24 protein-coding genes and 1 pseudogene are annotated in these 23230 nt (G+C 64.4%); 10 read left to right on the plus strand and 15 right to left on the minus strand.

Features of this window, described 5'->3' with window-relative positions:
- Positions 1 to 640: DUF2125 domain-containing protein (locus NKI61_RS16185; protein ID WP_352840050.1), on the minus strand; the 640-nt coding region annotated here is incomplete at its 3' end.
- Between the two features lie 124 nt (positions 641 to 764).
- On the opposite strand from NKI61_RS16185, the gene NKI61_RS16190 reads away from it, so the two are divergent.
- The 3 genes and pseudogenes from NKI61_RS16190 to NKI61_RS16200 all read left to right on the plus strand — a co-directional run bounded on the left by NKI61_RS16190 (position 765) and on the right by NKI61_RS16200 (position 3121).
- Positions 765 to 1298 (plus strand): gamma-glutamylcyclotransferase, encoded by a 534-nt coding sequence (locus NKI61_RS16190; RefSeq protein WP_023673305.1) that lies wholly within the window; start codon positions 765 to 767, stop codon positions 1296 to 1298.
- 164 nt (positions 1299 to 1462) lie between these two features.
- The gene (locus NKI61_RS16195) at positions 1463 to 2410 is read left to right on the plus strand and encodes an aldo/keto reductase (protein ID WP_352840051.1); all 948 of its coding nucleotides are present in this window, start codon (positions 1463 to 1465) and stop codon (positions 2408 to 2410) included.
- A gap of 83 nt (positions 2411 to 2493) precedes the next feature.
- Positions 2494 to 3121 (plus strand): annotated as a pseudogene (locus NKI61_RS16200) (LysE family translocator).
- Positions 3122 to 3190: 69 nt separating this feature from the next.
- On the opposite strand, the gene NKI61_RS16205 reads toward NKI61_RS16200, so the two are convergent.
- Both NKI61_RS16205 and NKI61_RS16210 read right to left on the minus strand, forming a co-directional pair.
- Entirely contained in the window at positions 3191 to 4000 is an 810-nt protein-coding gene (locus tag NKI61_RS16205; RefSeq protein WP_352840053.1) for a lysophospholipid acyltransferase family protein, read from the minus strand.
- A gap of 116 nt (positions 4001 to 4116) precedes the next feature.
- On the minus strand, positions 4117 to 5022 hold the full coding sequence (locus NKI61_RS16210; protein WP_352840054.1) for a LysR family transcriptional regulator: 906 nt from the start codon (positions 5020 to 5022) through the stop codon (positions 4117 to 4119).
- A 114-nt stretch (positions 5023 to 5136) separates the two neighbouring features.
- Here NKI61_RS16210 and NKI61_RS16215 point away from each other — a divergent pair, with 114 nt between their 5' ends.
- Positions 5137 to 5769: a pyridoxamine 5'-phosphate oxidase family protein gene (locus NKI61_RS16215; protein WP_352840056.1), complete on the plus strand. Its 633-nt coding sequence runs from the start codon at positions 5137 to 5139 to the stop codon at positions 5767 to 5769.
- Between the two features lie 98 nt (positions 5770 to 5867).
- On the opposite strand, the gene NKI61_RS16220 is transcribed toward NKI61_RS16215, so the two are convergent.
- From NKI61_RS16220 to ftsE, 3 genes are all read right to left on the minus strand, one after another.
- Entirely contained in the window at positions 5868 to 6548 is a 681-nt protein-coding gene (locus NKI61_RS16220) for a YdcF family protein (RefSeq protein WP_352840057.1), read from the minus strand.
- Positions 6549 to 6720: 172 nt separating this feature from the next.
- On the minus strand, positions 6721 to 7710 hold the full coding sequence (locus tag NKI61_RS16225) for a cell division protein FtsX (protein ID WP_352840058.1): 990 nt from the start codon (positions 7708 to 7710) through the stop codon (positions 6721 to 6723).
- Positions 7703 to 8362, minus strand: coding sequence for a cell division ATP-binding protein FtsE (gene ftsE, locus NKI61_RS16230; RefSeq protein WP_023685344.1), 660 nt, complete (start codon positions 8360 to 8362; stop codon positions 7703 to 7705). The genes NKI61_RS16225 and ftsE overlap by 8 nt, the downstream gene beginning before the upstream one ends.
- 173 nt (positions 8363 to 8535) lie before the next feature.
- Between ftsE and NKI61_RS16235 the strand changes: the two genes are divergently transcribed.
- From NKI61_RS16235 to NKI61_RS16245, 3 genes are all read left to right on the plus strand, one after another.
- Entirely contained in the window at positions 8536 to 9171 is a 636-nt protein-coding gene (locus tag NKI61_RS16235) for a hypothetical protein (RefSeq protein ID WP_023735188.1), read from the plus strand.
- Between the two features lie 24 nt (positions 9172 to 9195).
- Positions 9196 to 9738 carry a hypoxanthine phosphoribosyltransferase gene (gene hpt, locus NKI61_RS16240; protein WP_023673315.1) on the plus strand — a complete coding sequence of 181 codons (543 nt, stop codon included), beginning with the start codon at positions 9196 to 9198 and terminating at the stop codon, positions 9736 to 9738.
- Positions 9739 to 9802: 64 nt separating this feature from the next.
- Positions 9803 to 10174 (plus strand): response regulator, encoded by a 372-nt coding sequence (locus NKI61_RS16245; RefSeq protein WP_023673316.1) that lies wholly within the window; start codon positions 9803 to 9805, stop codon positions 10172 to 10174.
- Positions 10175 to 10180: 6 nt separating this feature from the next.
- Here the strand turns inward: NKI61_RS16245 and NKI61_RS16250 are convergent, their stop codons facing one another.
- Positions 10181 to 11131: a DMT family transporter gene (locus NKI61_RS16250; RefSeq protein WP_023822497.1), complete on the minus strand. Its 951-nt coding sequence runs from the start codon at positions 11129 to 11131 to the stop codon at positions 10181 to 10183.
- 225 nt (positions 11132 to 11356) lie between these two features.
- On the opposite strand from NKI61_RS16250, the gene NKI61_RS16255 reads away from it, so the two are divergent.
- A complete protein-coding gene (locus NKI61_RS16255) occupies positions 11357 to 12220 on the plus strand; it encodes a LysR family transcriptional regulator (protein WP_023726969.1) in 864 nt (287 codons plus the stop codon).
- Here NKI61_RS16255 and NKI61_RS16260 read toward each other — a convergent pair.
- The 3 genes from NKI61_RS16260 to NKI61_RS16270 form a co-directional block, all read right to left on the minus strand.
- Complete coding sequence (locus NKI61_RS16260; RefSeq protein ID WP_023685340.1) at positions 12217 to 12588, minus strand: glyoxalase superfamily protein; 372 nt, start codon at positions 12586 to 12588, stop codon at positions 12217 to 12219. The two genes, NKI61_RS16255 and NKI61_RS16260, sit on opposite strands and share 4 nt — an antisense overlap.
- A gap of 41 nt (positions 12589 to 12629) precedes the next feature.
- On the minus strand, positions 12630 to 15218 hold the full coding sequence (locus NKI61_RS16265; RefSeq protein ID WP_352840059.1) for a TIGR02302 family protein: 2589 nt from the start codon (positions 15216 to 15218) through the stop codon (positions 12630 to 12632).
- Positions 15219 to 15352: 134 nt separating this feature from the next.
- On the minus strand, positions 15353 to 16294 hold the full coding sequence (locus tag NKI61_RS16270) for a threonine/serine dehydratase (protein WP_023743994.1): 942 nt from the start codon (positions 16292 to 16294) through the stop codon (positions 15353 to 15355).
- 50 nt (positions 16295 to 16344) lie between these two features.
- Between NKI61_RS16270 and NKI61_RS16275 the strand changes: the two genes are divergently transcribed.
- Positions 16345 to 16647 (plus strand): ArsR/SmtB family transcription factor, encoded by a 303-nt coding sequence (locus tag NKI61_RS16275; protein WP_023694025.1) that lies wholly within the window; start codon positions 16345 to 16347, stop codon positions 16645 to 16647.
- Between the two features lie 20 nt (positions 16648 to 16667).
- Here NKI61_RS16275 and lysA read toward each other — a convergent pair whose 3' ends face one another.
- The 3 genes from lysA to argH form a co-directional block, all read right to left on the minus strand.
- Complete coding sequence (gene lysA, locus NKI61_RS16280) at positions 16668 to 17936, minus strand: diaminopimelate decarboxylase (protein WP_023826255.1); 1269 nt, start codon at positions 17934 to 17936, stop codon at positions 16668 to 16670.
- A gap of 64 nt (positions 17937 to 18000) precedes the next feature.
- Positions 18001 to 18207, minus strand: coding sequence for a hypothetical protein (locus NKI61_RS16285; RefSeq protein ID WP_352840061.1), 207 nt, complete (start codon positions 18205 to 18207; stop codon positions 18001 to 18003).
- 68 nt (positions 18208 to 18275) lie between these two features.
- Positions 18276 to 19676 carry an argininosuccinate lyase gene (argH, locus tag NKI61_RS16290; protein ID WP_352840062.1) on the minus strand — a complete coding sequence of 467 codons (1401 nt, stop codon included), beginning with the start codon at positions 19674 to 19676 and terminating at the stop codon, positions 18276 to 18278.
- 34 nt (positions 19677 to 19710) lie between these two features.
- Here argH and tlpA point away from each other — a divergent pair, with 34 nt between their 5' ends.
- Positions 19711 to 20403, plus strand: coding sequence for a thiol:disulfide interchange protein TlpA (gene tlpA / locus NKI61_RS16295; protein WP_023826258.1), 693 nt, complete (start codon positions 19711 to 19713; stop codon positions 20401 to 20403).
- On the opposite strand, the gene NKI61_RS16300 is transcribed toward tlpA, so the two are convergent.
- Complete coding sequence (locus tag NKI61_RS16300) at positions 20400 to 22847, minus strand: bifunctional diguanylate cyclase/phosphodiesterase (RefSeq protein ID WP_352840063.1); 2448 nt, start codon at positions 22845 to 22847, stop codon at positions 20400 to 20402. The two genes, tlpA and NKI61_RS16300, sit on opposite strands and share 4 nt — an antisense overlap.
- 147 nt (positions 22848 to 22994) lie before the next feature.
- Positions 22995 to 23141, minus strand: coding sequence for a hypothetical protein (locus NKI61_RS16305; protein WP_023685332.1), 147 nt, complete (start codon positions 23139 to 23141; stop codon positions 22995 to 22997).
- Positions 23142 to 23230: the final 89 nt, after the last annotated feature.

Consider the following 23230-nt stretch of genomic DNA (forward strand, 5'->3'; position numbering starts at 1 on the left):
CGCCGCTGCCGTCGAGCGGCGGCAGCACGCGCCCGCCGATCGCGTCGGCGTCGATCTCAAGATCGGTGAAGCTGCCGACGTAGCCGATGTCCTGGCCGTCGGGTCGCAACTCGCCCGCCGCGGTTCCGGCGCTGAACAGTGAAACCGGGTCGGTGTCGTCGGCCGGATCGGTCTGGCCGGACAAGCTCTCGGCCTGCAGCGAAATGCTGCGTGGCAAGGGCCAGGAGAGCTTGGCATTGGCCTGCAGATTGTCCCAGTCGATCCATAGCGGCGCCATCCCCGGCACCGAGGTGCGCAGCGGCCCACGCAACTCGGCGGCAGGCGACAAAGGCCGGATGAGCTCTGCAACGAAGTTGAAGCTGCCTGCCGAGGCGGCAACGTTCCTGGCGTCGTCCTCGTAAGCCAGATTGTCACAGGAGATGGCAAAACTCAGGGGGTAGCCGCTGACGGTGAGGTTGGCGCAGCCGGCCTCGATGCCTTTGTCCTTGAGCGAGGCCACCGCCTTGTCGGCTTCGCTGCTGACGCGACCGGCGACATAGAACCAGACCGCGCTGTAGACGCCGAACAGCATAACGACCAAGGCAGCGAGCCACATCAGCCGGCGGCGAAACTTCGACGGACGCTCGTCACTTGACGTCATGCTGCGGCTTTCATTAACGCGGGCGTGTTGCGGGTGGACTGTGGCTTACGCAACAAGCAAAAAGAACAGAAGAGCACCGATTCCGATGCGGCGGCGTCACTCTCGTGCAATCAGGCTTGGCGATATGGGCGATTTTTGGGTTTTTGGCTACGGCTCGCTGATCTGGCGGCCGGGATTTGCGCATGTGGAGACCCGCCGCGCGCGGCTTTACGGCTACCGCCGGTCGCTGTGCGTCTATTCCTTCGTGCATCGCGGCACGCGCCAGCGGCCGGGCCTGGTGCTAGGCCTCGACCGTGGCGGCTCCTGCATCGGGCTGGCCTTTCGCGTGCCCGGCGAGCTGCGCGATGAGGTGCTGACCTATCTGCGCGAGCGCGAATTGGTGACCAGCGTCTACCTCGAGCGTGTGCTCGATATCAGCCTCGACGGGAATGGGGCGGCTGCGGGAGAGAGAGTGAAAGCGGTCGCCTATATCGTCGACCGCCAGCATGAGCAGTATGCCGGCGGGCTCGACCCCGCGCATGCGGCAGGTGTTATCCGTGGCGCCGTCGGCCAGTCCGGAAACAACGAGGACTATGTGCTCAACACGCTGCAGCATCTCGCGGCGCTGGGTATCAGCGACCACTGGCTGGAAGAGGTGGCGAAGCGGATCGCCTCGTGAGCCAGTAGACCACGGCGAGCCTGCAGGCGAAGCGCTCGCGCCTTTGTGAAGCGCTGGCCCGCTGGAAAAATTGGCTGAGGCCTTTGACCTCGGCGCGGCGAGACCTAGCTTAGCTGCGGCCCGAAGCATTCGGGTCGCCCGCCGCCAGCCCACGGAGCCCCGTCTTGCAAAAACGCCGTCTCGGTCAAACCGACCTTTCCATCGCGCCGCTGGTCCTGGGCGGCAATGTCTTCGGCTGGACCGCGGACGAGAAGACCTCCTTCGACCTGCTCGACCGGTTTGGCGACGCCGGCCTCAACGCTATCGATACGGCCGATGCCTATTCGCGCTGGGTGCCCGGCCACGCGGGCGGCGAGTCCGAGACCATCATCGGCAAATGGATGAAAAGCCGCGGCAACCGTGACAAGATCATCGTCATCACCAAAGTCGGCTCGGATATGGGACAAGGCAAGAAGGATTTGTCCGCTGCCCATATCGAAAGGGCGGTCGAGGCGTCGCTCAAGCGGCTGCAGACCGATGTCATCGACCTCTATTTGTCGCACTGGCCGGACCCGACCACGCCTTATGAAGAGACGCTCGGCGCCTACCTGAAGCTGCTCGCTGCCGGCAAGGTCCGCCATATCGGCGCCTCGAATCTCGACGCCGGCCAGCTGCGCGCCGCGCTCGATGTTGCCAGCCTGCGCGGGCTGCCGCGCTACAGCGTGCTGCAGCCGGAATACAATCTCTACGACCGCTCATCCTTCGACGGGCCGCTGCATGATCTGTGCGTGGCCGAGGATATCGGCGTCATCACCTATTTCAGCCTCGCCAAGGGGTTTTTGAGCGGCAAATACCGTAGCGAGGCCGATCTCGGCAAAAGTGAACGCGGCGGCGGCGTGAAGGCTTATCTCAATGCGCGCGGCATGCGCATTCTGGCCGCACTCGACACCGTCGCGGCGCGCCATTCGGCCAAGCAGGCGGAAGTGGCACTCGCCTGGGTGATGGCGCAGCCCGGCATCACCGCGCCGATCGCCAGCGCCACGACGCTGGACCAGGTCGACAGCCTGGCGCGCGCCGCATCGCTGAAGCTCAGCGCGGAGGATCTCGTGGCGCTGGACAAGGCCAGCGCCTAGCCGCGCAGCTTCGGCACGATCGTTCAAGACGACGGCTGTCCGCCTCGCCACACTGCTCTCCATTATTGTGGAGAAGAGGCAGCATGGCCGCAGACATTCTTTCGCAGGCGCAGCCCTGGCCGCAGTTGCTGGCGCTGGTGCTGGCGGCAACCGTCGTCATGGGCAGTCCTGGCCCGGCGACGATCAGCGTCACGGCGATAGGGGCCGCCTTCGGCCTGCGCAATTCGCTTCACTACACATCGGGGATCATTTTAGGCACCGTCGCGGTGCTGCTGGTGGTGGCCACCGGCATCAAGGCTATCCTCACCTCGATGCCGGGCGTAGCGCCAGTGCTGGCGGTCGCTTCCGCCGCCTATATTCTCTACCTCGCCTACAGAATAGCGACAGCGCCGCCGCTGGCCGCGCGTGACAGCAGCGCGGTTCTGCTGACCTTCCTCGGCGGCTTCCTGCTCGCCGTTGCCAACCCGAAAGCCTATGTGGCGATTGCTGCGGTCCTTGCTGGCTCCGCGACCGCAGCCGGCGCCGATGCTCTCGGCATCCCGGCCAGGCTGGCGGTTCTCCACCCTGATGATCGTAGCCATCCATGTGCTGTGGCTGCTGGCCGGCGCGGCCTTCGCCCGCACCCTGCGCCAGCCGCTGGCGTCGCGGATCATCAATCTGGCCTTCGCGGCGACGCTGGTGCTGACAACGGCGCTGGCGGCGTGGCCTTGAGCCGGCCCGCAGAAGAGATCAAGCTTTGGTCTTTTTTGTTTTGGCGCGATTCAGGACGGAAAAAACCGCTCACACTTTTCCTGGAATTGCTTTGGCGGCCGCGGCGAGTTCGGCCAGCCGCTTGACCGCCGTCGGCGGCATTTGCGGCGGGTTAGGAGCCTGCGATGCCTCGATCAGCAGCTGGTCGCAGGCGGCTTCCGTATGGCCGATCAGCCGGTCCATGAATTCGTCCTTGCCGAGCCCGGGCGGAATCGGCGGCAGGAAGCGGGCCTTGATGGTGCCGGGAAAGCGCAAGAATTTGCGGCGAGGCCAATAGAGGCCGGCGACATGGGCGACCGGTACCACCGGGACGCCAAGCTGCGTATAGAGCTCGACAATTCCGTATTTGTAAGCCGGCTCGTCGCCTGGCGCTCGGCGCGTGCCTTCGGGGTAGATAATCAGCTGGCGCGGATTGCGCCCCATCTCCTGCTTTGTCGATGCAACGACCTGCTTCAACGCCTTGGAGCGGCTGCCGCGGTGAACCGGGATCATCCGCATCTTCAGGATGTACCAGCCGAAGAAGGGGATCCAGGTCAGCTCGCGCTTCAGGATATAAAGCGGGTCGTGGAGGAACGGAAAGAAAGCGATCGCGTCCCAAAACGACTGGTGTTTCGGCGCCAGGATGAAAGAGCCCTCCGGCAGGTTCTCGACGCCGGTGATGTCGCTCCTGGTGCCGGCGATCTTGTCGTAGAGCCACAGGCTGGTGCGCGACCAGAATTTCGGCACGAACCAGGCGCGATGGCGTGGCGAGAGGAAATAATAAGGGGTCCAGAGGACCATCTGGACGATCAGATTGACATAGAAGACGAAGTTGAACGCCAGCGAGCGGATATAGAGCATGCGGGGAAGGGCCCGTTGAGGAGGTGTGCGTTGGTTACACCAAGCGCGGGCAAAAAGGAAACGCCGCAATGGCCTGACATAGGCCGGCTCGCCACTGACACAAGCCAGTCCCAAACTCACCACGTCGCCTGCAATAGCCGCTGCTTCAGTCGCGGAGCGGCGAAATCGAGGAATGCCCTGAGTTTCACCGCCAGCAGGCTTTGGCCGGCATGGACGAGGCTCACCGGCCATGGCGAAGGCTCGAAGGCCTGCAAGACCCGGACGAGCACGCCGGAACGTAGTGCGTCCGCGATCTGGTAGGAGAGCACCCGCGTCATCCCGGCGCCTGCAATCGCGGCATCGATTGCAGCTTCCGCCGTGTTGACGCGCAGCCGTGAGCGGATCGGCACGATCAGTTCGCCCTTGTCGCCGGCAAAGCTCCAGCTGGCGAGCGCTGCAGGCCCTTCGAAACTGATGCATTCATGCGCGGCCAGATCGTCCGGCGTCCGCGGCATGCCATGCGCGGCGATATAGGCGGGGCTGGCGCACACGACGCGACGGATCGCGCCGACGCGGATGGCAATGAGGCTCGAAGGCGCAAGCTCGCCGATGCGGATGGCAAGGTCGAGATGTTCCTCCGCCAGTTGGGTTATCCGGTCAGCCAGCGTCAGGCGAATGTTGACTTGAGGATAAGCCGCCAGGAATTCGGTGACGACAGGCAGCACGTGCAGGCGACCAAAGACGACCGGCGCGGTGATGAACAGGTCGCCGGTCGGCGTGCTGTATTCGCCGGCAGCGGTGCGTTCGGCTTCGCCGACCTCGCCGAGGATGCGGCGGCAGGCGGCGAGATAGGCCTGGCCGGCATCGGTCAGCGTGAGCTGCCGGGTCGAACGGTTCAGCAGGCGCGCCTGAAGGTGCTTCTCGAGGTCGGAAACCTTGCGGCTGACGGTTGCCAGTGGAATGCCGAAATGGCGGCCGGCAGCGGAAAGGCTGCCCGCTTCCACCGCGGCGACGAACAGCGACATGGCTTCGAGACGATCCATAGTGTCTTCCGGAAATTGGAAGGATAGCTTGCAACTATGCCATCTACATCCAAAACATGGAAGGACCTACCTCTTCGCGTACAATGGCCGTGTTTCGGCCTCGCGGAGGCTTCCATGAATGCTCATACTTTCACCAGCGATGTCGCCTTCACGCCGACGGTCAAGGCGATCCAGACCCGCAAAGGTTCGCGCAAGGGCTATGCCAGCGCCGAGGAGCGCGGCGGATGGCGCGCCCATATGACGCCCGACCTCGCCGACTTCATCGCGGCGCAGACCAGCGTCTTCCTGTCGACGGCAAATGGCGAGGGTCAGCCCTATATCCAGCATCGCGGCGGGCCAGCCGGCTTCCTCAAGGTGCTGGACGAGAAGACCATCGGCTTTGCCGATTTCTCCGGGAACAGGCAGTTCATCACGCAGGGGAATCTCGCCGACAACAACCAAGCATTCCTGTTCCTGATCGACTATGCGCATCGCCAGCGCGTCAAGATCTGGGGCACGGCGCGGGTCGTCGAGGACGATGCCGAGCTTCTGGCAAGGCTGATGCCGCAGGACTACAAGGCGCGCTCCGAGCAGGTCATCCTGTTCACCGTCTCGGCCTGGGATGCCAATTGCCCGCAACACATTCCGCAGCGATTCGAGGCCGCCGATGTCGCGGCCGCACTCGCCGAACGCGACAAGCGGATTGAAAGCCTCGAACAGGAGATTGCGCGGCTGCGTGGCGCGGAAGACGGCACGGCCAAGGGGTAATCGAGCGCCGTCAGAGTCGTCTGTTTGGACGCAATTCCCAAGGGAAAGCGTACGTGTTTTTCCCGGGAAAACCGCTACACACTTTTCCTGGAATTGCTTTAGTCCTTGGCGGTCGAAACCTCGGCCAGTGCGACGCTGTCGGCGGTCTGGCGGACCGGGACGACGCCGCGCGCCAGCGCCAGCAGGTATTTGCTGTATTCGGTCAGAAGCACGCGCAGCGCTTCTGGCTTGGTCAGCCAGTCGCCATTGTCCAGATTAGTGTTGACCACCGGATAGGGTTCAAGCCTGGCGCCATGCAGCAGGCGGCCCATCTCGAGCAGGCTGCGCGGCATGTGGTAATTGTTGGTGACGAGGATGACGCTGCCATAGGCGTGGCTCTCCATCCATTTAGCGCTTTCCTCGGCATTGCCGATCGTGTCGAGCGCGGCGCGGTCGATGTCGACACAGCAGGAAAACAGCGCCTTGTCGCCGCCGGTAGCAGCCTGCAATTGGCGGCGGCTGGCAGAGGGATGCACGCCTGAGATCAGCAGCCGCTCGCCCTTGCCGGAGGCAAGCAGATCGAGTGCTGCGTCGAGGCGGGCCTGACCGCCGGTCAAGACGATGATCGCATCGGCCTTGGCCGGGTTGGCCGGAGTCGTCATGTGGCTGACCTTGCTGGCGAACCAGCCGAAGCCACCGGCAAACAGGGCCACCAGCAGCAGTAGACAGAGGGAGGCGAGACGCAGGGCGGTGCGCAAACGGCCCAGCCCGGTGCGCACACGCGAACGCACCACTGGCATCTGTCCAGCCGTTCCGGTCGACTCCCGCGCGTTCATCGTCCTATGGTTAATCCTGAAATGCCTTTTTGGTAAGGAAAAAAGCGCACATTGCGTTACGTCGGTTTTCGATCCGTGATCGTCCCTTCCATTCCTGTCCTTGCCCCCGAACTGTTTTCGCTTCTGCCCTCACGGTTCACCCCGCATCCGGCTGGCGGACATCGATGTCGCTGAGATAGGCGACGACTGTGGCGTGCGAGGTCGCCGCCGTCAGTCCGCCGATCACCAGCACCATCAGGCCGACACCGAGATAGCCTGCCGATCCGATGGCGAAATTCCCGAACAAAGCAGTGGCCTGGTCGGCCTGCGGCGTTGCCATGTTGCGCGACGACCACCAGGAAAAGACGATGAAAACCAGGATCGCGGCTGCGCCGCCGGCGGCCGCGCCCTTCATCCCGGTGACCAGGAAATGCCAGCGGAATTCGCGCGCGATGAAGCGCGCCTCGGCGCCGACGAAATGCAGCACTTCGATGATATGGCCGTTACCCGCCATAGCGCCGCGCGTCGCAAACACTACGGTCAGCACCGTCGCCGACAGCATCAGGACCAGCACGGCGATGCCGATGGTGACCGTGGTGCGGGCCATGGCGACCAGCCGGTCGACCCATGTACGGTGATCGTCGAGCGAAGCACTCGGCAGCTTGGGCGTGAGCGCCGCACGGATGGCGCTAAAGTCGGGCGGACTGGTCTCGTCGATGGTGACGATGATCAGGCGCGGCACCGGCAATTCGTCGATATTCAGGCCCGAGCCCAGCCATGGCTCCAACAGACGCGCGGTGGCGTCGCGATCGATGATCCGGGTTTCCTTCACGCCGGGGAATTCGCCGACGATCTGCGAGGCCTGGGCAAGGGCTGCCTCCATGTCGAGGCCGTCGACCGGTTTGATCTGAATCGTCGCCTCGCGCGAGATCTGGTTTTCCCAGACCGAGGCAGTGTCGCGCACCAGCGTGACGGCGCCGAAAGTCAGGCTGGACAGGAAGGTCATGATGGCGATCACCAGCACCAAGGCGCGGCCGGCAATATTCTGCGCCGGCACGATCGGCGCCATGCGGCGCTGGACGCGCTGCGTCGTCGTCGCCGGTTCGGCGGCGTCTTCATGCAGCTGTTCGGCCGATACTTCAGTCATAAATATCCAGCCTTCCGCCGGCCAGGATCATGCGGCGCGCGTCGACCTGTTCCATCAGGCCGAGATCGTGAGTGGCGATCACCACCGCGGTGCCGAGCCGGTTGAGCTCGATGAACAGCCTGAGCAGCCGGCGTGCCAGTGGCGGGTCGACATTGCCGGTCGGCTCGTCGGCAAGCAGGATTTCGGGCTGTTCGATCAAGGCCCGGGCGATTGCCGCGCGCTGCTTTTCGCCACCCGAAAGGACCGGCGGCAGCACATGCATGCGCTCGCCCAGGCCAACCCATTTCAAAAGTTCGGTGACGTCGGTGCGGTAGCTCGCTTCCTCGCGGCCGCGCACGCGCAGCGGCAGAGCGACATTCTCATAGGTGGTCATGTGGTCGAGCAGGCGGAAATCCTGGAACACCACGCCGATGCGGCGCCTGAGATGCGGCAGTTCAGCGCGCGAGATGCGCGAGCGGTCCTTGCCGAAGATGGTGATCAGCCCGCGTGTCGGCTTCAGCGACATGAACAGAAGGCGCAGCAGCGTCGTCTTGCCGGCGCCGGAGGGCCCGCTCAGGAACTGGAAGGAGCTCTCCGGAATGTGCAGGGAGATGTCGCGGAGGATTTCCGGACCCATGCCATAGCGGAGGCCGACATTTTCGAAGCGGATCACGTGCGACGACCTGAGGGCGGCGGCGTGCCAGCCCTTTCTGTCCGACGACCATCGGCCGCCATGGTTAACCGTCGGTTAATTTTCGCTGTTCTTGAGTGCGTCACAAGGGTTCCGGTGGGAAGCGTTAACCATTTCCATTTACGCAAAAGAAACGAACAGGCAACAGCGGGGCCATGATGGCTGAGCAACGAACCGCGCGCCCGGTTTCCGGCGAAATCATGACCGGGACAAGTGTCGCACCGGAATCGCGTCCTGTGGCGACCGACATTGTCGATGCGGATTATGAGGTGCTGCCGCAGCCGATCCCAAGGGTAGAAGCCATGCCGACGCCGGCGCGCGACATCGCGACGCCGTCGATGGAAGGCATGGAGATGCTGCGCAAATCAGATGCGTCAGCCGGGCGGCCGGCATCGCGTGGCGGGCCGATCTTCTGGATTGCCGGCATCGGTGCGGCGCTTGCCGCCTTCTGGGTCTCGGGTGGCCACGCGCTGGTGCGCCAGACGCCGTTCTGGTCAGTCGAACAGCCGGAGGGCGCCGTACTCAGCATTGCCGGCGTCACGTCGCGTGTCGACGCCTCGGGACCCACCCCGGTGCTGTTCGTGGACGGCGAGGCCGTCAATGACGGTTTGAAGGCGGGACAATTGCCTTCGCTGGAGATACGTGTCACCGGCAATGACAGCCGCATCACCCGCTATACTCTGGGGACATCCAACCGTTCTCTGGCGCCCGGCGAAAGATTCGGCTTTTCCAGCCGCCTCGATGTGCCTAGAAACGGCGTCAAGGCCGTGGCGGTCACCTTCGCCGGCTAGTCGGTTTCTCTGGAAAGGTTGTTGATGCCAGTTGTGCGCGGCAAGGACATCGAGGTCCTGTTTTCGGCGTCCGCGATCGCGCGGCGCAATCTCGAACTCGCCAAGGAGATCGCCGAGCACGACTATCACGACCTGCTGGTGATTTCGGTGCTGAAGGGCTCGTTCATCTTCGCCGCCGATTTGATCCGCGCCATGCACGATGTCGGGCTGTCGCCGGAGGTCGAGTTCATCTTCATTTCCAGCTATGGCGCCGGCACCACCAGCGGCGAGGTGAGGGTGCTGCGCGACATCGACAATGAGGTCGCCGGCCGCGACGTGCTGCTGATCGACGATATCCTGGAATCCGGCAAGACGCTGTCCTTCACCCGCAACCTGATGCTGTCGCGGGGCGCCAAAAGCTGCGCCATCGCGGTGCTGTTGGACAAGCGCATGCGCCGCCAGACGGAGCTGAACGCCGACTATGTCGGCTTCGACTGTCCCGATTACTTCGTCGTCGGCTACGGCATGGACGTCGCCCACGCTTTTCGCGAACTGCCGTTTGTCGGTGTCGTCAAAGGCGATGCCTGAGAAAAGGCCCCCGACGCTTCAAATTTTCAGAAAAAGTCAACTTTTGCCCGCCAAATTCCGGCCCATGGCAAAGCTTCTGATCGTCGAGGACGATGAGTCCGTCCGCACCCTCGCCGCCCGCGCGCTCGAACGCGCCGGGCACTCTATCGATATCGCCGCCGACGGCGCGCAGGGGCTGGCGATGGTCAGTGCTGCAGGCGGCGGTTACGACCTCGTCGTCTCCGATATCCGCATGCCGGAAATGGATGGCATCGAGATGGCGATCGCCGCAGCCAGGCTTTTCCCTGACATGAAGATCCTGCTGATGACCGGCTATGCCGACCAGCGCGAGCGCGCCGAGGAATTGAACGGCATCATTATCGACGTCGTGCAAAAGCCTTTCACGCTGGCCGAAATCCGCTCGCGGGTCGACCAGGCGCTCGCCTGCTTCGCCTGACACGCTTCAGGCGGCATCCTGAGACGCGGCGAGGACAGGCGCAGCGCTCCTGCGCCGCTCGGTGTTGAGCGCCAGCAGCCCGGCGCCGATGATCAGCGCCGCACCGATGGCGGTGGTCGAGCGCGGCACCTCGTTGAAGAACAGGAAGCCCCACAACGGCGACCAGATGATCCCTGTGTATTCGAAGGTGGCGACGCGGTTGGCTGGCGCCAGCCGATAGGCCTGCGACAGAAGGATCATGCCCGCGGAAGCGACGAAGCCGCAGGCGGCCATCTTGAGGAAATCCGGTGTCGTCGGCCAGACCCACGGCCGCACCAGGAATTCGAGGCTCGGATGGACCGCGTGGGTTATGCCGGCAAGCCAGAACGTGCCGGCAACCATAGCGGCCCCGACCAGATAGGCGCCGTTCTGGTAGAAGGCCATGACGGTGGAGGATTCTGTGTCGCCGATCTTGCGCGCCATCAGCTGCGAAAAGCCGTAGAGCAGCGCCGAGCCCAGCGACAACAGGGCCGCCCAGTCGAACAGGCCTGCGCCCGGGCGCAGCATCACGACCACGCCCAGCATGCCGATCAGCACGGTGGCCAGCGCCTGCCATGACACACGCTCGCCGAGATAGGGCCCGGCCATCGCCATGATGAACAGCGGCGCCATGAAGTAGAGCGCCACCGCATCGGCCAGCGGCAGAGCGGCGATCGCCAGATAGTAGACGGTATAGGAGCTGAACTGGATGAAGGCGCGGATCGTCAGCAGGCCAAACCGCTTCGAGGCGATGGCCCGCAGGCCGACATCGGCGCGAACGAGAACGACCAGGATCGGCAAAGCGACGATCGAGCGGATCCACATCACCTCGGTCACGGGATAGCCGGCCGACACCGCCTTGACCAGCGGGTCCTGGAGCGAGAACACCAGCACGCCAAGGCACAGGCTGATGATGCCGAGAACGATCCGGTTGCGCATGTTGTTCTGCCGGCCCTTGCCTTACTGCCCGCAGCCGCCCGGCCATGGGGTAAAAAGAACCCGCCACCGTTTCGGGCAGCGGGTATGAGTGAGGACTCTTTGATTGGTCCGCAGCCGGTTTCGCGGCGGCACATCCAATGGGTGAGCGGACTATGCTGCGGCGTCTGACATGTTGCAAACGAATTGGAATGATACCAGCGATCAAATTTGCTTATGACGGATTCGATGCGGCCAGCCCTCGACAGCGATCTCCTGCGCACCTTCGTCGCCATTGCCGAAGCGGGCAATTTCACCCGGGCGGCGGAGCAGGCCGGGCGCACCCAGTCGGCGGTGTCGATGCAGATGAAGAAGCTCGAGGAGCTGGTCGGCGACAGCCTGTTCGAACGCGGCTCGCGCGGCGTGGCGCTGACGCGCCGTGGCGGCGAGCTGATCGTCAATGCCCGCCGCATCGTCTCTCTGCTCGACGAGACGGCGGCATCGATGGCGGCGGCACCGCTTGGCGGGCCTGTGCGCATCGGCATTCCCGAGGAATATGGTCACGCCATCCTGTCGCGCGCGCTCGGCGCCTTCTCGAAGCGTCACACCAAGGTCGAGGTCACCGTGCGCTATGCACATTCGGGCGCCCAGCTGGCAGCGTTGGCGGCCGGTGAACTCGACCTCGCCGTGGTGTTCGAATGGCAGGATCCTTCCGGCGGCGAGGTGCTGATGCACGATCCGACCGTGTGGGTGACATCGAGCCTGCATCACATGCATGAGGAGCGGCCGGTGCCGATCGCGCTCTACAACCGGGCCGGCTGGTGCAAGGACTTTGCCATCAAATCGCTTGAGCAGCGTGGGCTGGCCTACCGTGTCGCCTATACCAGCGACACCACCGGCGGCCTGAAGCTCGCCGTCACCTCTGGCCTGGCGATCGCGCCGATCTCGCACAGCAATATTCCGGATGGCTGTCGTGAACTCACCGCCGCTGACGGGTTCGGCCATATCGATTCCTCGAATGTGGTGATGCACCGCAGCCCAAATGCCTCAGGCGAAGCTATCGACGGCATGCAGGAGGCGATCCGCGAGGCGTTCGTCAACCGGCCGGCTTAGTCTGTTGCATCCTCGTAGAAATGCAGGCGATTGCCGAAGGGGTCGCCGACCGACACTTCACGGGTCTGCCACGACGTGGTTTCGAGGCCCGGCCGGGCGTAGCGGTATCTCTTGCCGATCAGTTCGCGGTGCAATGCCGCGATGTCCTCAACCTTGATGCGCATGGCTATACCCGGCGCGCCGTCGCCATGATGTTCGCTCAGATGCAGGACACAGCCGTCGCGGATTACACCCATGTAGAGCGGCGCATTGTCGTCGAAGCGGTGCTCGAACTCGACCTTGAAGCCGAGAAAGTCGACATAGAATTCGCGTGCCTTGGCGATGTCGAAGATGCGCAGGATGGGCGTGACGGCACCGAGTTTCGGCATGGCGCTGATACCATTCAGTTCGACGGATGTTGCCTTGGAGGCTACTTCAGCTCCAGCAGCCGCTCGAGGTAGCTGCGCTCGATGTCGGGGCTGAGCGCGTTGCCGAGCCGCTTGCGAATCGCCTCGAGAATCTGGCGGGCGCGCTGCACGTCGATCTCGTCGGGCACCTTCACCGAATCGCCGAAATCGGGTCCGCGGCTGGCGCGCGGTCGGCCCAGCGGATCGCGGCCGGCGTCCTGTTGGCGGCCGCCTTCCTGGCTGCCGCCCTGGTCGCCCTGCATCGCCTGCAGCTGCTTCATCATCTCCTTGGCGCCCTTGCGCAGCGCTTCCAGCGCGCGACCCTGGTGGCCGACTGCCTGGTCGCCTTCGCCTTCGCCAAGCGACTTTTCGGCATTGCCCATGGATTTGCCAGCGTCGCCAAACCCCTCATTGGGTTGCATGCCCATGCCTTCCAGGCCCTTCTTCAGCTTGTCGAGTTCGCTCTGCAACTGGCCCTGGCCTTCCTGCAACTGCTTCATCGCATCGGCGAATTCCTGCGGTGTCATCGACTTCGGCCGGGCGAGAGGATCGCGATCCTTGCCGACGCCCGGCTGGTCCGGGTCGTCGCCATTGCCTTCGCCGGGCTGCTGATTATCTCCGCGCTGCATCTGGTCCATGCGGTAGGTGTCGTTCATCATCTCCTGCTGGCGGCGCATGATCTCGCCCAGCTTGTCCATCTGCTGGCGCATCTCGCTGTCCTGCTCGCCGCCCTGCTGCTGACGGCCGGCCTGCAGGTTGTTCATCATGTTTTCCAGCTGCGACAGCAGCTCCTGCGCCTTGTCGCGGTCGCCCGACTTCGCCAGGTTCTCGATCTGGTCCATCATGCGGTCGATATCACTCTGACGCAGCTCGCGACCATTCTGCTGCATCTGCGGCGCGTTCGGGTTCTGCTTGGCGCGCTCGGCGAATTCCTGCAGGAATTCGTTCATCGCCTCGCGCAGTTCCTTCATCGCCTTTTCGATCTCTTCGTCGCTGGCGCCGCGCTTGATGGCGTCCTGCAGCGCCTGCTGGGCCTGGCGGAGCCGCTTTTCGGCGGACGAGAGATTGCCTTCCTCGATGCCGAGCGCGATTTCCCAGAGATAGGCAACCTCGTTGCGCAACTGATCGTCGCTGTCCGACATCTTCAGCCGGCTGCGGGCGCTCATGATGGCGAGGTAATGCGACATGTTGTCGAACGTGTCCTCGGGCCGCAGCGTGATGGCGTCCATCAGGTCGAGCACGCGCGGCTTGGCGTTGGCGTCGAGCGCCAGCAGGCGGCGCTGCTCGATCACCGCACGCGCCAGCGGGTTGGCGAAGGGTCGCTCCGGCATCACAATAGTCTTGGTTTCGCTGGTCGCGGTATGTCCGGCATCGTCGGTGGCGACGAGCGACAGTTTTATGCTGGCGCCGGCCCAGACGTGCTCGGTGAGGTCCTTGGTGGTCTTGGCGGCATTCGCCTTGCCGCCGCGGCGCGGCAACGCCAGCGGCAATTCAGGCGGACCGTAGAGCGGATGCGCATCGGGCGCCGCCGGATCAGCCAAGGTGAAAACCGCCTTGGCGGTGGCCGCGCCATAGTCGTCGTCGATCTGGTAGTTGAGCTCGAAGGCGCCGTTGACGGCGCGCTTGGGCTCGCCGACGAAGCGGATTGTCGGCGGCTTGTCGGGGATCACCGCGAAGGCCCAGCGACCGAGATCGGCTTCGCCCGACTTCAGCGTCAGCGTGCCGTCGGCGGTCAGCTTGCCGGTGAACTGGCGCAGCTTGGGGGGCGCGGGGTTGACCGCCGCTGCTTTGACGGCCGCCACCTGTGGTCCCGACGGGTCGATGGCGCGAGCATTGCCGCCCTTGTCGGCAAAGCTTAGCGTTTCCTCGCCGGAGCCGCCGGTCACGCGCAGCGAGACGTCGCTGCCTTGTGGCACGGTGAAGGTGACAACCGCCTGCTTGGCGTTGCCATCGATGACTGGCGCGGTCAAGAAGATGGGCGGCTTGCCGGTATAGGCCGGCGGGGTCACCCAGGCATCGATGCGCGGCGGTACGATGTCGCGCGCCGCATGGGCACTGAAACCATCGGACAGCCTGCCGCCGGACGGTCCGAAGGAGAAGGCAAAAGCGGTGACCAACAGCAGCGCCGCCACGGCACGCAATGCCCACGGATCGCGCTCCGGCACGCGGGTACGCGGCAGGTCGGCGCCAAGGCTGCCGAGCTTGTCGGCCATGCGCTTTTGGTGTTCGCGCCACAACGCTTGGGAAAAGATGCTTTCCTTGCCGCTGGGACGGTCGGTCTGCACCAGCACCGGGCTGTGCTGCAGCTGGTTGGCGGCCTCGATACGGCGGTCGATTTCAGCGGCGGATGGAAGCTTGAAGAAACGCAGCGGATAGAGCGCCGCCAGCGTGGCAATACCGAACGCCGTGACCAGGATAATACGCGCAATGTCAGGCAGCCGGGGGAAAAGGCCGAGCCAGGAGAGGCTGAGAAACAGGCTGGCGACAATGAGCAGCGGCAGAAGCAGCGGCCAGCCGCGCTCGACGGTCATCGAGACCCGTGTCGCCAGCCGGCTCAGGGCAAGCCGCCCAGCCAGGCTGCGATCGCCACTGGAAATGGGGCGTTCCGTCATTGGCCCTTCCTCCCGGGCGGGATAGCCCGGACTCAACAAGCAGAAGTTTACCAGCAAACACGGCAAAGGCGAGGCGGTTCCGGAAAACTTGAAAAGCTTTGGCGGGTTTGCGTCCCACTCAGTCGAAGCAAGGTTTAGAATTTCGCCGGATCGGTATTCGAGCCGCAGACAAGGACGGCGATCCGCTCGCCCGGCGCCGGTGTGTAGCGGCCGGACAAGAGAGCCGCAAAGGCCGCTGCGCCGCCCGGCTCGGCGATGATCCGCACCCGCTCCCACAGCGCCTTCTGCGCGGCAATGATGGCGTCGTCGGTGACCAGGATGGAGCGTTCGACGAAGGCCTCGGCGATCGGGAACATCATCTCGCCGACGCGTTTGGGCGCCAGCGAATCGGCGGCGACGCCTTCGGCCGGCGCATCGACGGGGTGGCCGGCCTCGAAGGCGCGATGCAGCGTCGGCGCGCCTTCGGGCTCGATGGCGATGATCCTGATGCGGCCGGCAAACCAGGCGGCGATGCCGCCGATCAGGCCGCCGCCGCCGACAGCGACCAGCAGCGTGTCGATGTCTGGCAGATCGGTTTCGATTTCGAGGCCGAGCGTGCCCTGGCCGACCAATGTTTCCTCCTGGTTGAAGGCATGGATCTGCAACGCGCCGGTCTTTTCGGCAAAAGCCTCGCTGGCGGCCAGCGCCTCGGCATAGCGGGCGCCGCCGACCATCAGTTCGGCGCCGTAGCCGCGGATGCGCTGCAGCTTGGCCGGTGGGCTGACTTCGGGAACGAAGATCGTCGCCTTGTGGCCAAGCCGCATGGCGGCATAGGCGACCGCGGCGCCATGATTGCCGCCCGAAGCCGCAACCACGCCGGCCGCAGGCACCGGCCGTTCGAGCAGATTGGTGAAGGCGCCGCGCGCTTTGAACGAACCGGAATGCTGCAGGCATTCGAGCTTGAGGTCGACCGCCAGCGGCGGCCGGTCGAAATCGGCCATGTCGACGCGCAGCACCGGCGTGTGCCTGATATAGCGGCGGATGCGCGGTTCCATCGCGGCAATGCGTTCGCGCGTGACGGTGTTGCCGTTCGTCATGACCATCTCCTTGGGATTGACAGCAATTAGTAACTTGGCAAAATGGCTAAATGCAAGAGGTTGATGTCTTCAAGGCGATCGCCAATGAACGCAGGCTGCAGATCCTCGACTGGCTGAAGGATCCGCAGGCGCATTTCCCGGCCCAGGCAGACGGCGATCTGGTCGAGGACGGCGTTTGCGCGCTGCTGATCGCGGAGAAGCTCGGCATTACGCAGGCGACGCTCTCCGAACATATGCGCGTGCTTACCCAGGCCGGCCTGCTGCGGCCCAAGCGCATCAAGCAATGGACGTTCTACCGCCGCGACGAGGACAGGATCGCCGACACAAGGATGCTCATCCAAAACCGGCTGTAGCGCAGCCGCCGTGGCGGCTCCTATGCAAGCCAGTCGGGCACCGAATCCAGGCCGATAAGCTCGTCATAGGTCTGGCGCCGGCGTACGACATGGAAACGGTCGCCGTCGACCAGAACCTCAGGCACAAGTAGGCGGGTGTTGTAGGTGCCGGATTGCACCGCGCCATAGGCGCCGGCGGTGGTGACGGCAATGAGGTCGCCAGACTTGAGCCGGGGCAGGTCACGGTCGAGGCCGAGATAGTCGCCGGTCTCGCAGACCGGGCCGACGACGTCGACCCCCATGCGCGGCGTGTCGGCCGGCGGCTGCACCACCGGCTTGATGTCGTGGAAGGCATCGTAGAGCGTCGGCCGGATCAGATCGTTCATGGCGGCGTCGACGACGAGGAAGTTCTTGGCGTCGCCTTCCTTCACGAAGATCACTTCCGAGACCAGGATGCCGGCATTGCCAACGATCAGCCGGCCCGGCTCGAACATCACCTTCACTCCAAGCTTTGTCAGGTGCTTCCTGACGATCTCGGCATAGGCATCGGGCAGAGGCGGCGGGCTGTTGTCGGTGCGGTAGGGGATGCCGAGGCCGCCGCCGAGATCGACATGCTCGACGGCGTGGCCATCGGCGCGCAGCGCGCCGACCAGTTCCGCCAGAAGCGCGAAAGCATCGTCAAAGGGCTGCAACTCGGTGATCTGGCTGCCGATATGGGTATCGATGCCGATGGGCTTGGTGCCCGGCAAACCGGCCGCGCGGGCATAGACCTGGCGCGCCCTTTGCCATGGAATGCCGAACTTGTTCTCGGCCTTTCCGGTGGAGATCTTCCTGTGCGTCCTGGCGTCGACATCCGGGTTGATGCGCAGCGAGACCGGCGCCACCTTGCCGAGCGCGGTGGCGCGGGCCGACAGCAACTCCAGCTCCGGCTCGGATTCGACATTGAAGCAGAGAATGCCGGCCTCGAGCGCAAAATCCATCTCGCGCGCGGTCTTGCCGACGCCCGAGAATACGATCTTGCTGGCCGGGATGCCGGCGGCGAGCGCGCGGCGCATTTCGCCTTCCGAGACGGTGTCGGCGCCGGCGCCGAGCTTTGCCAGCGTTCGCAGCACCGCCTGGTTGGAATTCGCCTTCAAGGCGTAACAGACCAGCGTGTCGAGCCCGGCAAAGGCCCCGGCGAACACCCGGTAGTGCCTCGTCAAGGTTGCCGTCGAATAACAATAGAACGGCGTGCCGACGCTTGCGGCGATGTCTGGTATCGCCACGTTCTCGGCATGGAGCACGCCGTCGCGGTAATCGAAATGGTTCACGAGAGTGTTTCCGGAAGTTGGAGCACGAGACCTGGCCAGAAAGACCAAGCCGGTCTCATCGGCTCTAGATCAGCGGGTCGAGGATGAACTTCTTGTCCACGACCGGTTTTTCCGGCTCCGGCGGCACCGGCTGTTTGGCGCGCTCGGCGTCCTCGCGGGCCTGGACGGCCGCTTCATAGGGCGTGTCGAGACCGGCCTTACGGCCGCAAGCGGTCACGGCAGCCATCGCCGTCAGCAGCGTCAGCGTCACCAAAATCCTGCTTGCGGTCATCGATCCATCCGTCCGAAACTTTATGTGCTGCGCTTTTAACCGAGTTTTAGGCGCATTGCACCCCGGCATCATGCCTTGGCGATGCGCTTTTTCCAGCTGCGGATCTGCTTCCTGACCTCCGACGGCGCCGTGCCGCCGAAACTGGTGCGGCTCATCACCGAGTTCTGCACCGCCAGAACCGAGAAGATGTCTGCCGTGATGCCGGGGTTGATCCACTGCAGATCTTCCAGCGACAGCTTTTCAAGGCTCACCTTCTTCTCTTCGGCCACCGCCACCGCGCGGCCGGTGACATGGTGTGCCTCACGGAAGGGCAGGCCCAGCGTTCGCACCAGCCAGTCGGCGAGGTCGGTCGCGGTCGCGTGGCCCGAGCTGGCGGCCTTCTTCATGGCGGCGGCATTGACCGTCATGTCGCGCACCATGCCGGTCATCGCCGCCAGCATCAGATCGAGCGTCTCGGCGGCGTCGAAGACGGATTCCTTGTCTTCCTGCATGTCCTTGCCATAGGTCAGCGGCATGCCCTTCATCACCGTCAGCAGCCCGACGAGATGACCGGTGACGCGGCCGGTCTTCCCGCGCACCAGTTCGGCGGCGTCCGGGTTCTTCTTCTGCGGCATGATTGAGGAGCCGGTGGAGAAACTGTCCGACAGCCTTACGAAGCCGAATTGCGGCGTCGACCAGATGATTATTTCTTCGGCGAGCCGCGATAGATGCGTGGCGCAGATCGCCGCCAGGCTCAAAAACTCCAGCGCGAAATCGCGGTCGGAGACGCTGTCCAGGGAATTGCGCATCGGCTCGCGGAAGCCGAGCGCCTTGGCGGTCTTGTGGCGATCTATCGGAAAACTGGTGCCGGCAAGCGCTGCCGCGCCGAGCGGGCTTTCATCCATCCGCTCGATGGCGTCGCGGACGCGCGACAGGTCGCGCGAAAACATCTCGACATAGGCCATGCAATGGTGGCCGAAGGTCACCGGCTGCGCCGCCTGCATGTGGGTGAAGCCGGGCATCACGGTCGCCGCATGCTCCTCGGCGCGGTCGACCAAGGCTGAGATCAGCCCCTTCAGCGCCTCGGCGACGCGAAAGCACTCGTCCTTGACCCAGAGCCGGAGATCCACCGCCACCTGGTCGTTGCGTGACCGCGCCGTGTGCAGGCGGCCGGCGGCCGGGCCGATCAGATCGGCGAGGCGGGCCTCGATGTTCATGTGAATGTCTTCCAGCCGGGTCGAGAACTCGAACGTGCCGGCCTCGATCTCTTTCAGGATCGTGTTCAGCCCGTGAGCGATCTTTTCTTGATCGGCCGCCGAAATAATGCCCGTTTCAGCCAGCATCTCGCTGTGGGCGACCGAACCTCTTATGTCTTGCGCATAAAGTTTGCGGTCGAACGAGATCGACGCGTTGATCGCTTCCATGATCGCGGCCGGACCCGAGGCAAAACGTCCGCCCCACATCTGGTTGCTGGCCTTCTTGTCGCTCATCGCTATAACCCGTGCTCCGGAGCAGTCTTAGAAAATGGCAGACGGTAACAGATACTTCCCGGCCCCGCGCCTGATCCTCGCCGCTTTGCTGGCGGGCGTGCTGGCCGGCGCGGTCGCGGTATATGTCAGCGAGAGCGGGTCTGGCAACAACGCAGCCACCGGCAGCGCACCTGCGGCCGGCGCGGGCAACAGCAAGGACGATGTCGCCTGCGCCGCCAAGAGCGACCGCGCCAAAAAGGTTGCCGCCGCGGCCACCGGCCAGGTGGCGGCATTGCTGCCCGCCGATCCGCCGCAATCGCTGAAAAGCCTCGCCTTCAACGGCCCAGACGGCAAGCCGATGACGATCGCCGATCATGTCGGCAAGACCGTGCTGCTCAACCTGTGGGCGACGTGGTGCGCGCCCTGCCGCGCCGAAATGCCGGCGCTCGATACGCTGCAGAAGGAAAAGGGCAGCGATGCCTTCGAAGTGGTCGCGGTCAATGTCGATGCCGGCGACGATGTGAAGCCGAAGAAGTTCCTAGCCGAAATCGGCATCGGGTCGCTCGGCTACTACCGCGATTCGACGCTGGCGCTGTTCAACGACGTCAAGACGCGTGGCTTGGCGCTAGGCCTCCCCGTCACCATGCTGATCGACGGCGAAGGCTGCCTGATCGCGCATATGAACGGACCGGCCGAATGGTCGGGACCGGATGCCAAGCGCCTGGTCGAGGCCGCACTCGCCCCTTAGGATGAGCGCAGGGCCGCCGCCGGCGGCAGCATCAAGATGCTGCCGCCGCGTTGTTTGACGCTGGCGTCGTCGTGTGCCGCCGGCGCCGCGACGCCGGTCAGTTCGCTGAACGCCTCGATCGGGCTCGGCCGGCCTAGATAGTAGCCCTGGCCGATCTCGCAGGCCTCGGCGTCGAGGAATTTCAGCTCGCCCAGCGTCTCGACGCCCTCGGCCAGAACCGGCAGGCCGAGACCGCGGCCAAGCCCCAGAACGGCGCGCACGATGGCTGCCACCTGGCCGTTGCTGTCGACTGATTTGATGAATGAGCCGTCGATCTTGATCTTGTCGAAGGGGAAGGCGCGGAGATTGGACAGCGAGGAGTAGCCGGTGCCGAAATCGTCCATCGCCACACGCACGCCAAGCGCCTTCACCTGGCGCAAGGTCGCCAGCGCGCGCGGCATGTCCTTGACCAGCGCCGTTTCGGTGATCTCGAGTTCGAGCCTGCCGGGCGTCAGGCCGGAGCCGAGCAGGACTTCATGCACCTTGCGGCTGAAATTCGGATTGTGGAGCTGCACCGCCGAGACATTGACCGCGACGGTGAGAGGGTTCTTCCAGCGCGCTGCCTCGGCGCAGGCCGTCGCCAGCACCCATTCGCCGATCTGGATGATGACGCCGCTGTCTTCGGCCACCGGGATGAAGGTCGCCGGCGACACGTCGCCGCGCTGCGGATGATGCCAGCGGATCAGCGCTTCGAACCCAACCATCCGCCCGCTGCTGATCTCCTTTTGTGGCTGGTAGACGAGGCGAAACTCATCGCGCGCCATGGCCTGGCGCAGTTCGTGCTCCATCACGCGCCGGTCTCGCGCCTCGGCGCCCATCGAGGCCTCGAAGTAACGGTAGGTGTCTTTGCCCTCGGCCTTGGCGCGATAGAGCGCGGTGTCGGCGTGGCTGACCAGGATTGTCGGCTCATCGGCGTCGAGCGGATAAAGTGCAATGCCGATGCTGGCCGATACCAGGCCGCCACCGACCGACAGCCGGTTTTCCTCGCGCATGGCAGCCAGCACCGCCTCGGCGATGCGGCCGGCCGCCTGCGGATCGGGAAGGTTCGGAGCGATGATGGCGAACTCGTCGCCGCCGAGACGCGCCAGCATCTGTCCGTGGCGGAGCACGGCGGAGGCGCATAGCGCCACCTTCTGCAGCATGGCATCGCCGGCGCCATGCCCGAACAGGTCGTTCACTTCCTTGAAGCGGTCGAGGTCGAGCAGCAGCAGCGCAAGATGCCCGCCCTTGCCGCCGCGGTCCATTGCGGCAATTTCGGCCTCGAGCCGGCCGGAGAAACTGCGGCGGTTGGGGAGCCCGGTCAGCGGGTCGAAATGGGCGAGGCGCAGGATCTCCTGCTCGGCCTTCCTGCGTTCGCGGATGTCGCGCACGGCGACAACGCTGTGCCGCTTGCCGCAATAGTCGATGCTCCTTGCGATAAGTTCGACGGGGATGGTGGCGCCGTCATGGGCTCTGAGTTCGGCTTCCTGTGCCTGTCCGCTGCAGTCGGACATGCCGGCCGCGGTGCGTTCGCCGAAGAGGTCGCCAAGCAGCATCGCGTTCAGCACTTCCGGCGCAATGCCGGTTAGCGCGGCGATGCTGTCATTGGCGCTGACGATGCGGGCGCCGTCGCAGACGATCAGCCCCTCGACGGCGGCGTTGGCGAGGCCGTGCATGCGCTCGGCCTCGAGCTTGTGACGCCGGAAGCGAAGGTCGATCCACAATGCTGCGGCTGAAAGCACCAGGATAGCCATGCTGACTGCAGCGGCGGCGAAGGCCTGCGACATCGGTTCGACCGTGAACTGCGATATCTCGATGGAGGAGTCCGGGAAGATCGACACCGCGCCCATCGCGATGAAGTGCAGGCTGCAGATCGCCAGCGTCAACAGGATGGCGGCGGCGATTGTGGCCTGCATGGACGGCCGTCGCAACACGACCAGCAGCGCCAGCGCGGCGAGGGTGACGCCTGTCAGCACCGAGACGCCGACCAGCAGCGGGTTCCAGACGATGCGCCCTTCGACCTCGAAGGCGGCCATGCCGATATAGTGCATGGCGGCGATACCGGCGCCGAGGACCGCGCCGCCGACCAGAGGGTAGTCGATGCCCCGGCGCAAGGTGGCGATCCACATGCCCGCGGCGGTCAGGGCGACGGAACCGGCGAGCGAAAGCGCCGACATTTCCGTATTGTAGGCGTTGGGGATTCCGGGAGAAAAGGCAAGCATTGCGATGAAGTGCGTCGCCCAGATACCGAAGCCGGTGGAAGTGGCTGCTATCATCAGCCAGGTATAGCGGTTGCGCTCGCTCGAGCGGTCGACATGGCGAAGCAGGTTGACCGCCGAGAAGGAAGAAATACCGCAAATGAGCGCTGCCAGTGCGACCAGTCTCAGATCGTGCTCATGCACGATACAATTATAGACCGTCAGCATCTCGCCCCACCTGCTCTCCCACAGCAATCAAGCCGTCCACTTGATTAGTATGCCACGCTTGACGAAGAATCGGTTATGCGAACTACAACTACAGCGGGTTTTTCGGGTTGTACGTTGCGGCGATCCTGTCTCATTCCAGACGCACGGTTACAGCAGCGCCTGGCGCGATGCCGCTCGGCCGATCTCGATCTGGCCGAGCGCCGGTTTGGCGGCCGCACGGTGCAGGTGCGTGGCGCTGTCACGCGGGCCCTTCACGCATCGCTGGGCGGTCGGCGATCCTTGCAGGCCCACCATGCCCCATTCTATCGCTGAGCCGGCTTGGCATTTCTCTCTGTCCTCGTTGCAAGGCGAGGGGGCGCGAAGTTAGCCGGGTATGAAATTCA

The sequence above is a fragment of the Mesorhizobium sp. M0514 genome (assembly GCF_040321145.1).
In the GTDB taxonomy this organism is placed as follows: domain Bacteria; phylum Pseudomonadota; class Alphaproteobacteria; order Rhizobiales; family Rhizobiaceae; genus Mesorhizobium.

What these genes read in the sequence shown, in the direction of transcription:
- NKI61_RS16190 (WP_023673305.1), top strand. Translation starts at nt 765, where the DNA reads ATGGGCGATTTTTGGGTTTTTGGCTACGGCTCGCTGATCTGGCGGCCG.
- NKI61_RS16205 (WP_352840053.1), bottom strand. Translation starts at nt 4,000, where the DNA reads ATGCTCTATATCCGCTCGCTGGCGTTCAACTTCGTCTTCTATGTCAAT.
- NKI61_RS16210 (WP_352840054.1), bottom strand. Translation starts at nt 5,022, where the DNA reads ATGGATCGTCTCGAAGCCATGTCGCTGTTCGTCGCCGCGGTGGAAGCG.
- NKI61_RS16215 (WP_352840056.1), top strand. Translation starts at nt 5,137, where the DNA reads ATGAATGCTCATACTTTCACCAGCGATGTCGCCTTCACGCCGACGGTC.
- NKI61_RS16220 (WP_352840057.1), bottom strand. Translation starts at nt 6,548, where the DNA reads ATGCCAGTGGTGCGTTCGCGTGTGCGCACCGGGCTGGGCCGTTTGCGC.
- NKI61_RS16225 (WP_352840058.1), bottom strand. Translation starts at nt 7,710, where the DNA reads ATGACTGAAGTATCGGCCGAACAGCTGCATGAAGACGCCGCCGAACCG.
- NKI61_RS16235 (WP_023735188.1), top strand. Translation starts at nt 8,536, where the DNA reads ATGATGGCTGAGCAACGAACCGCGCGCCCGGTTTCCGGCGAAATCATG.
- hpt (WP_023673315.1), top strand. Translation starts at nt 9,196, where the DNA reads ATGCCAGTTGTGCGCGGCAAGGACATCGAGGTCCTGTTTTCGGCGTCC.
- NKI61_RS16245 (WP_023673316.1), top strand. Translation starts at nt 9,803, where the DNA reads ATGGCAAAGCTTCTGATCGTCGAGGACGATGAGTCCGTCCGCACCCTC.
- NKI61_RS16250 (WP_023822497.1), bottom strand. Translation starts at nt 11,131, where the DNA reads ATGCGCAACCGGATCGTTCTCGGCATCATCAGCCTGTGCCTTGGCGTG.
- NKI61_RS16255 (WP_023726969.1), top strand. Translation starts at nt 11,357, where the DNA reads ATGCGGCCAGCCCTCGACAGCGATCTCCTGCGCACCTTCGTCGCCATT.
- NKI61_RS16260 (WP_023685340.1), bottom strand. Translation starts at nt 12,588, where the DNA reads ATGCCGAAACTCGGTGCCGTCACGCCCATCCTGCGCATCTTCGACATC.
- NKI61_RS16265 (WP_352840059.1), bottom strand. Translation starts at nt 15,218, where the DNA reads ATGACGGAACGCCCCATTTCCAGTGGCGATCGCAGCCTGGCTGGGCGG.
- NKI61_RS16270 (WP_023743994.1), bottom strand. Translation starts at nt 16,294, where the DNA reads ATGACGAACGGCAACACCGTCACGCGCGAACGCATTGCCGCGATGGAA.
- NKI61_RS16275 (WP_023694025.1), top strand. Translation starts at nt 16,345, where the DNA reads ATGCAAGAGGTTGATGTCTTCAAGGCGATCGCCAATGAACGCAGGCTG.
- NKI61_RS16285 (WP_352840061.1), bottom strand. Translation starts at nt 18,207, where the DNA reads ATGACCGCAAGCAGGATTTTGGTGACGCTGACGCTGCTGACGGCGATG.
- argH (WP_352840062.1), bottom strand. Translation starts at nt 19,676, where the DNA reads ATGAGCGACAAGAAGGCCAGCAACCAGATGTGGGGCGGACGTTTTGCC.
- tlpA (WP_023826258.1), top strand. Translation starts at nt 19,711, where the DNA reads ATGGCAGACGGTAACAGATACTTCCCGGCCCCGCGCCTGATCCTCGCC.
- NKI61_RS16300 (WP_352840063.1), bottom strand. Translation starts at nt 22,847, where the DNA reads ATGCTGACGGTCTATAATTGTATCGTGCATGAGCACGATCTGAGACTG.
- NKI61_RS16305 (WP_023685332.1), bottom strand. Translation starts at nt 23,141, where the DNA reads ATGGTGGGCCTGCAAGGATCGCCGACCGCCCAGCGATGCGTGAAGGGC.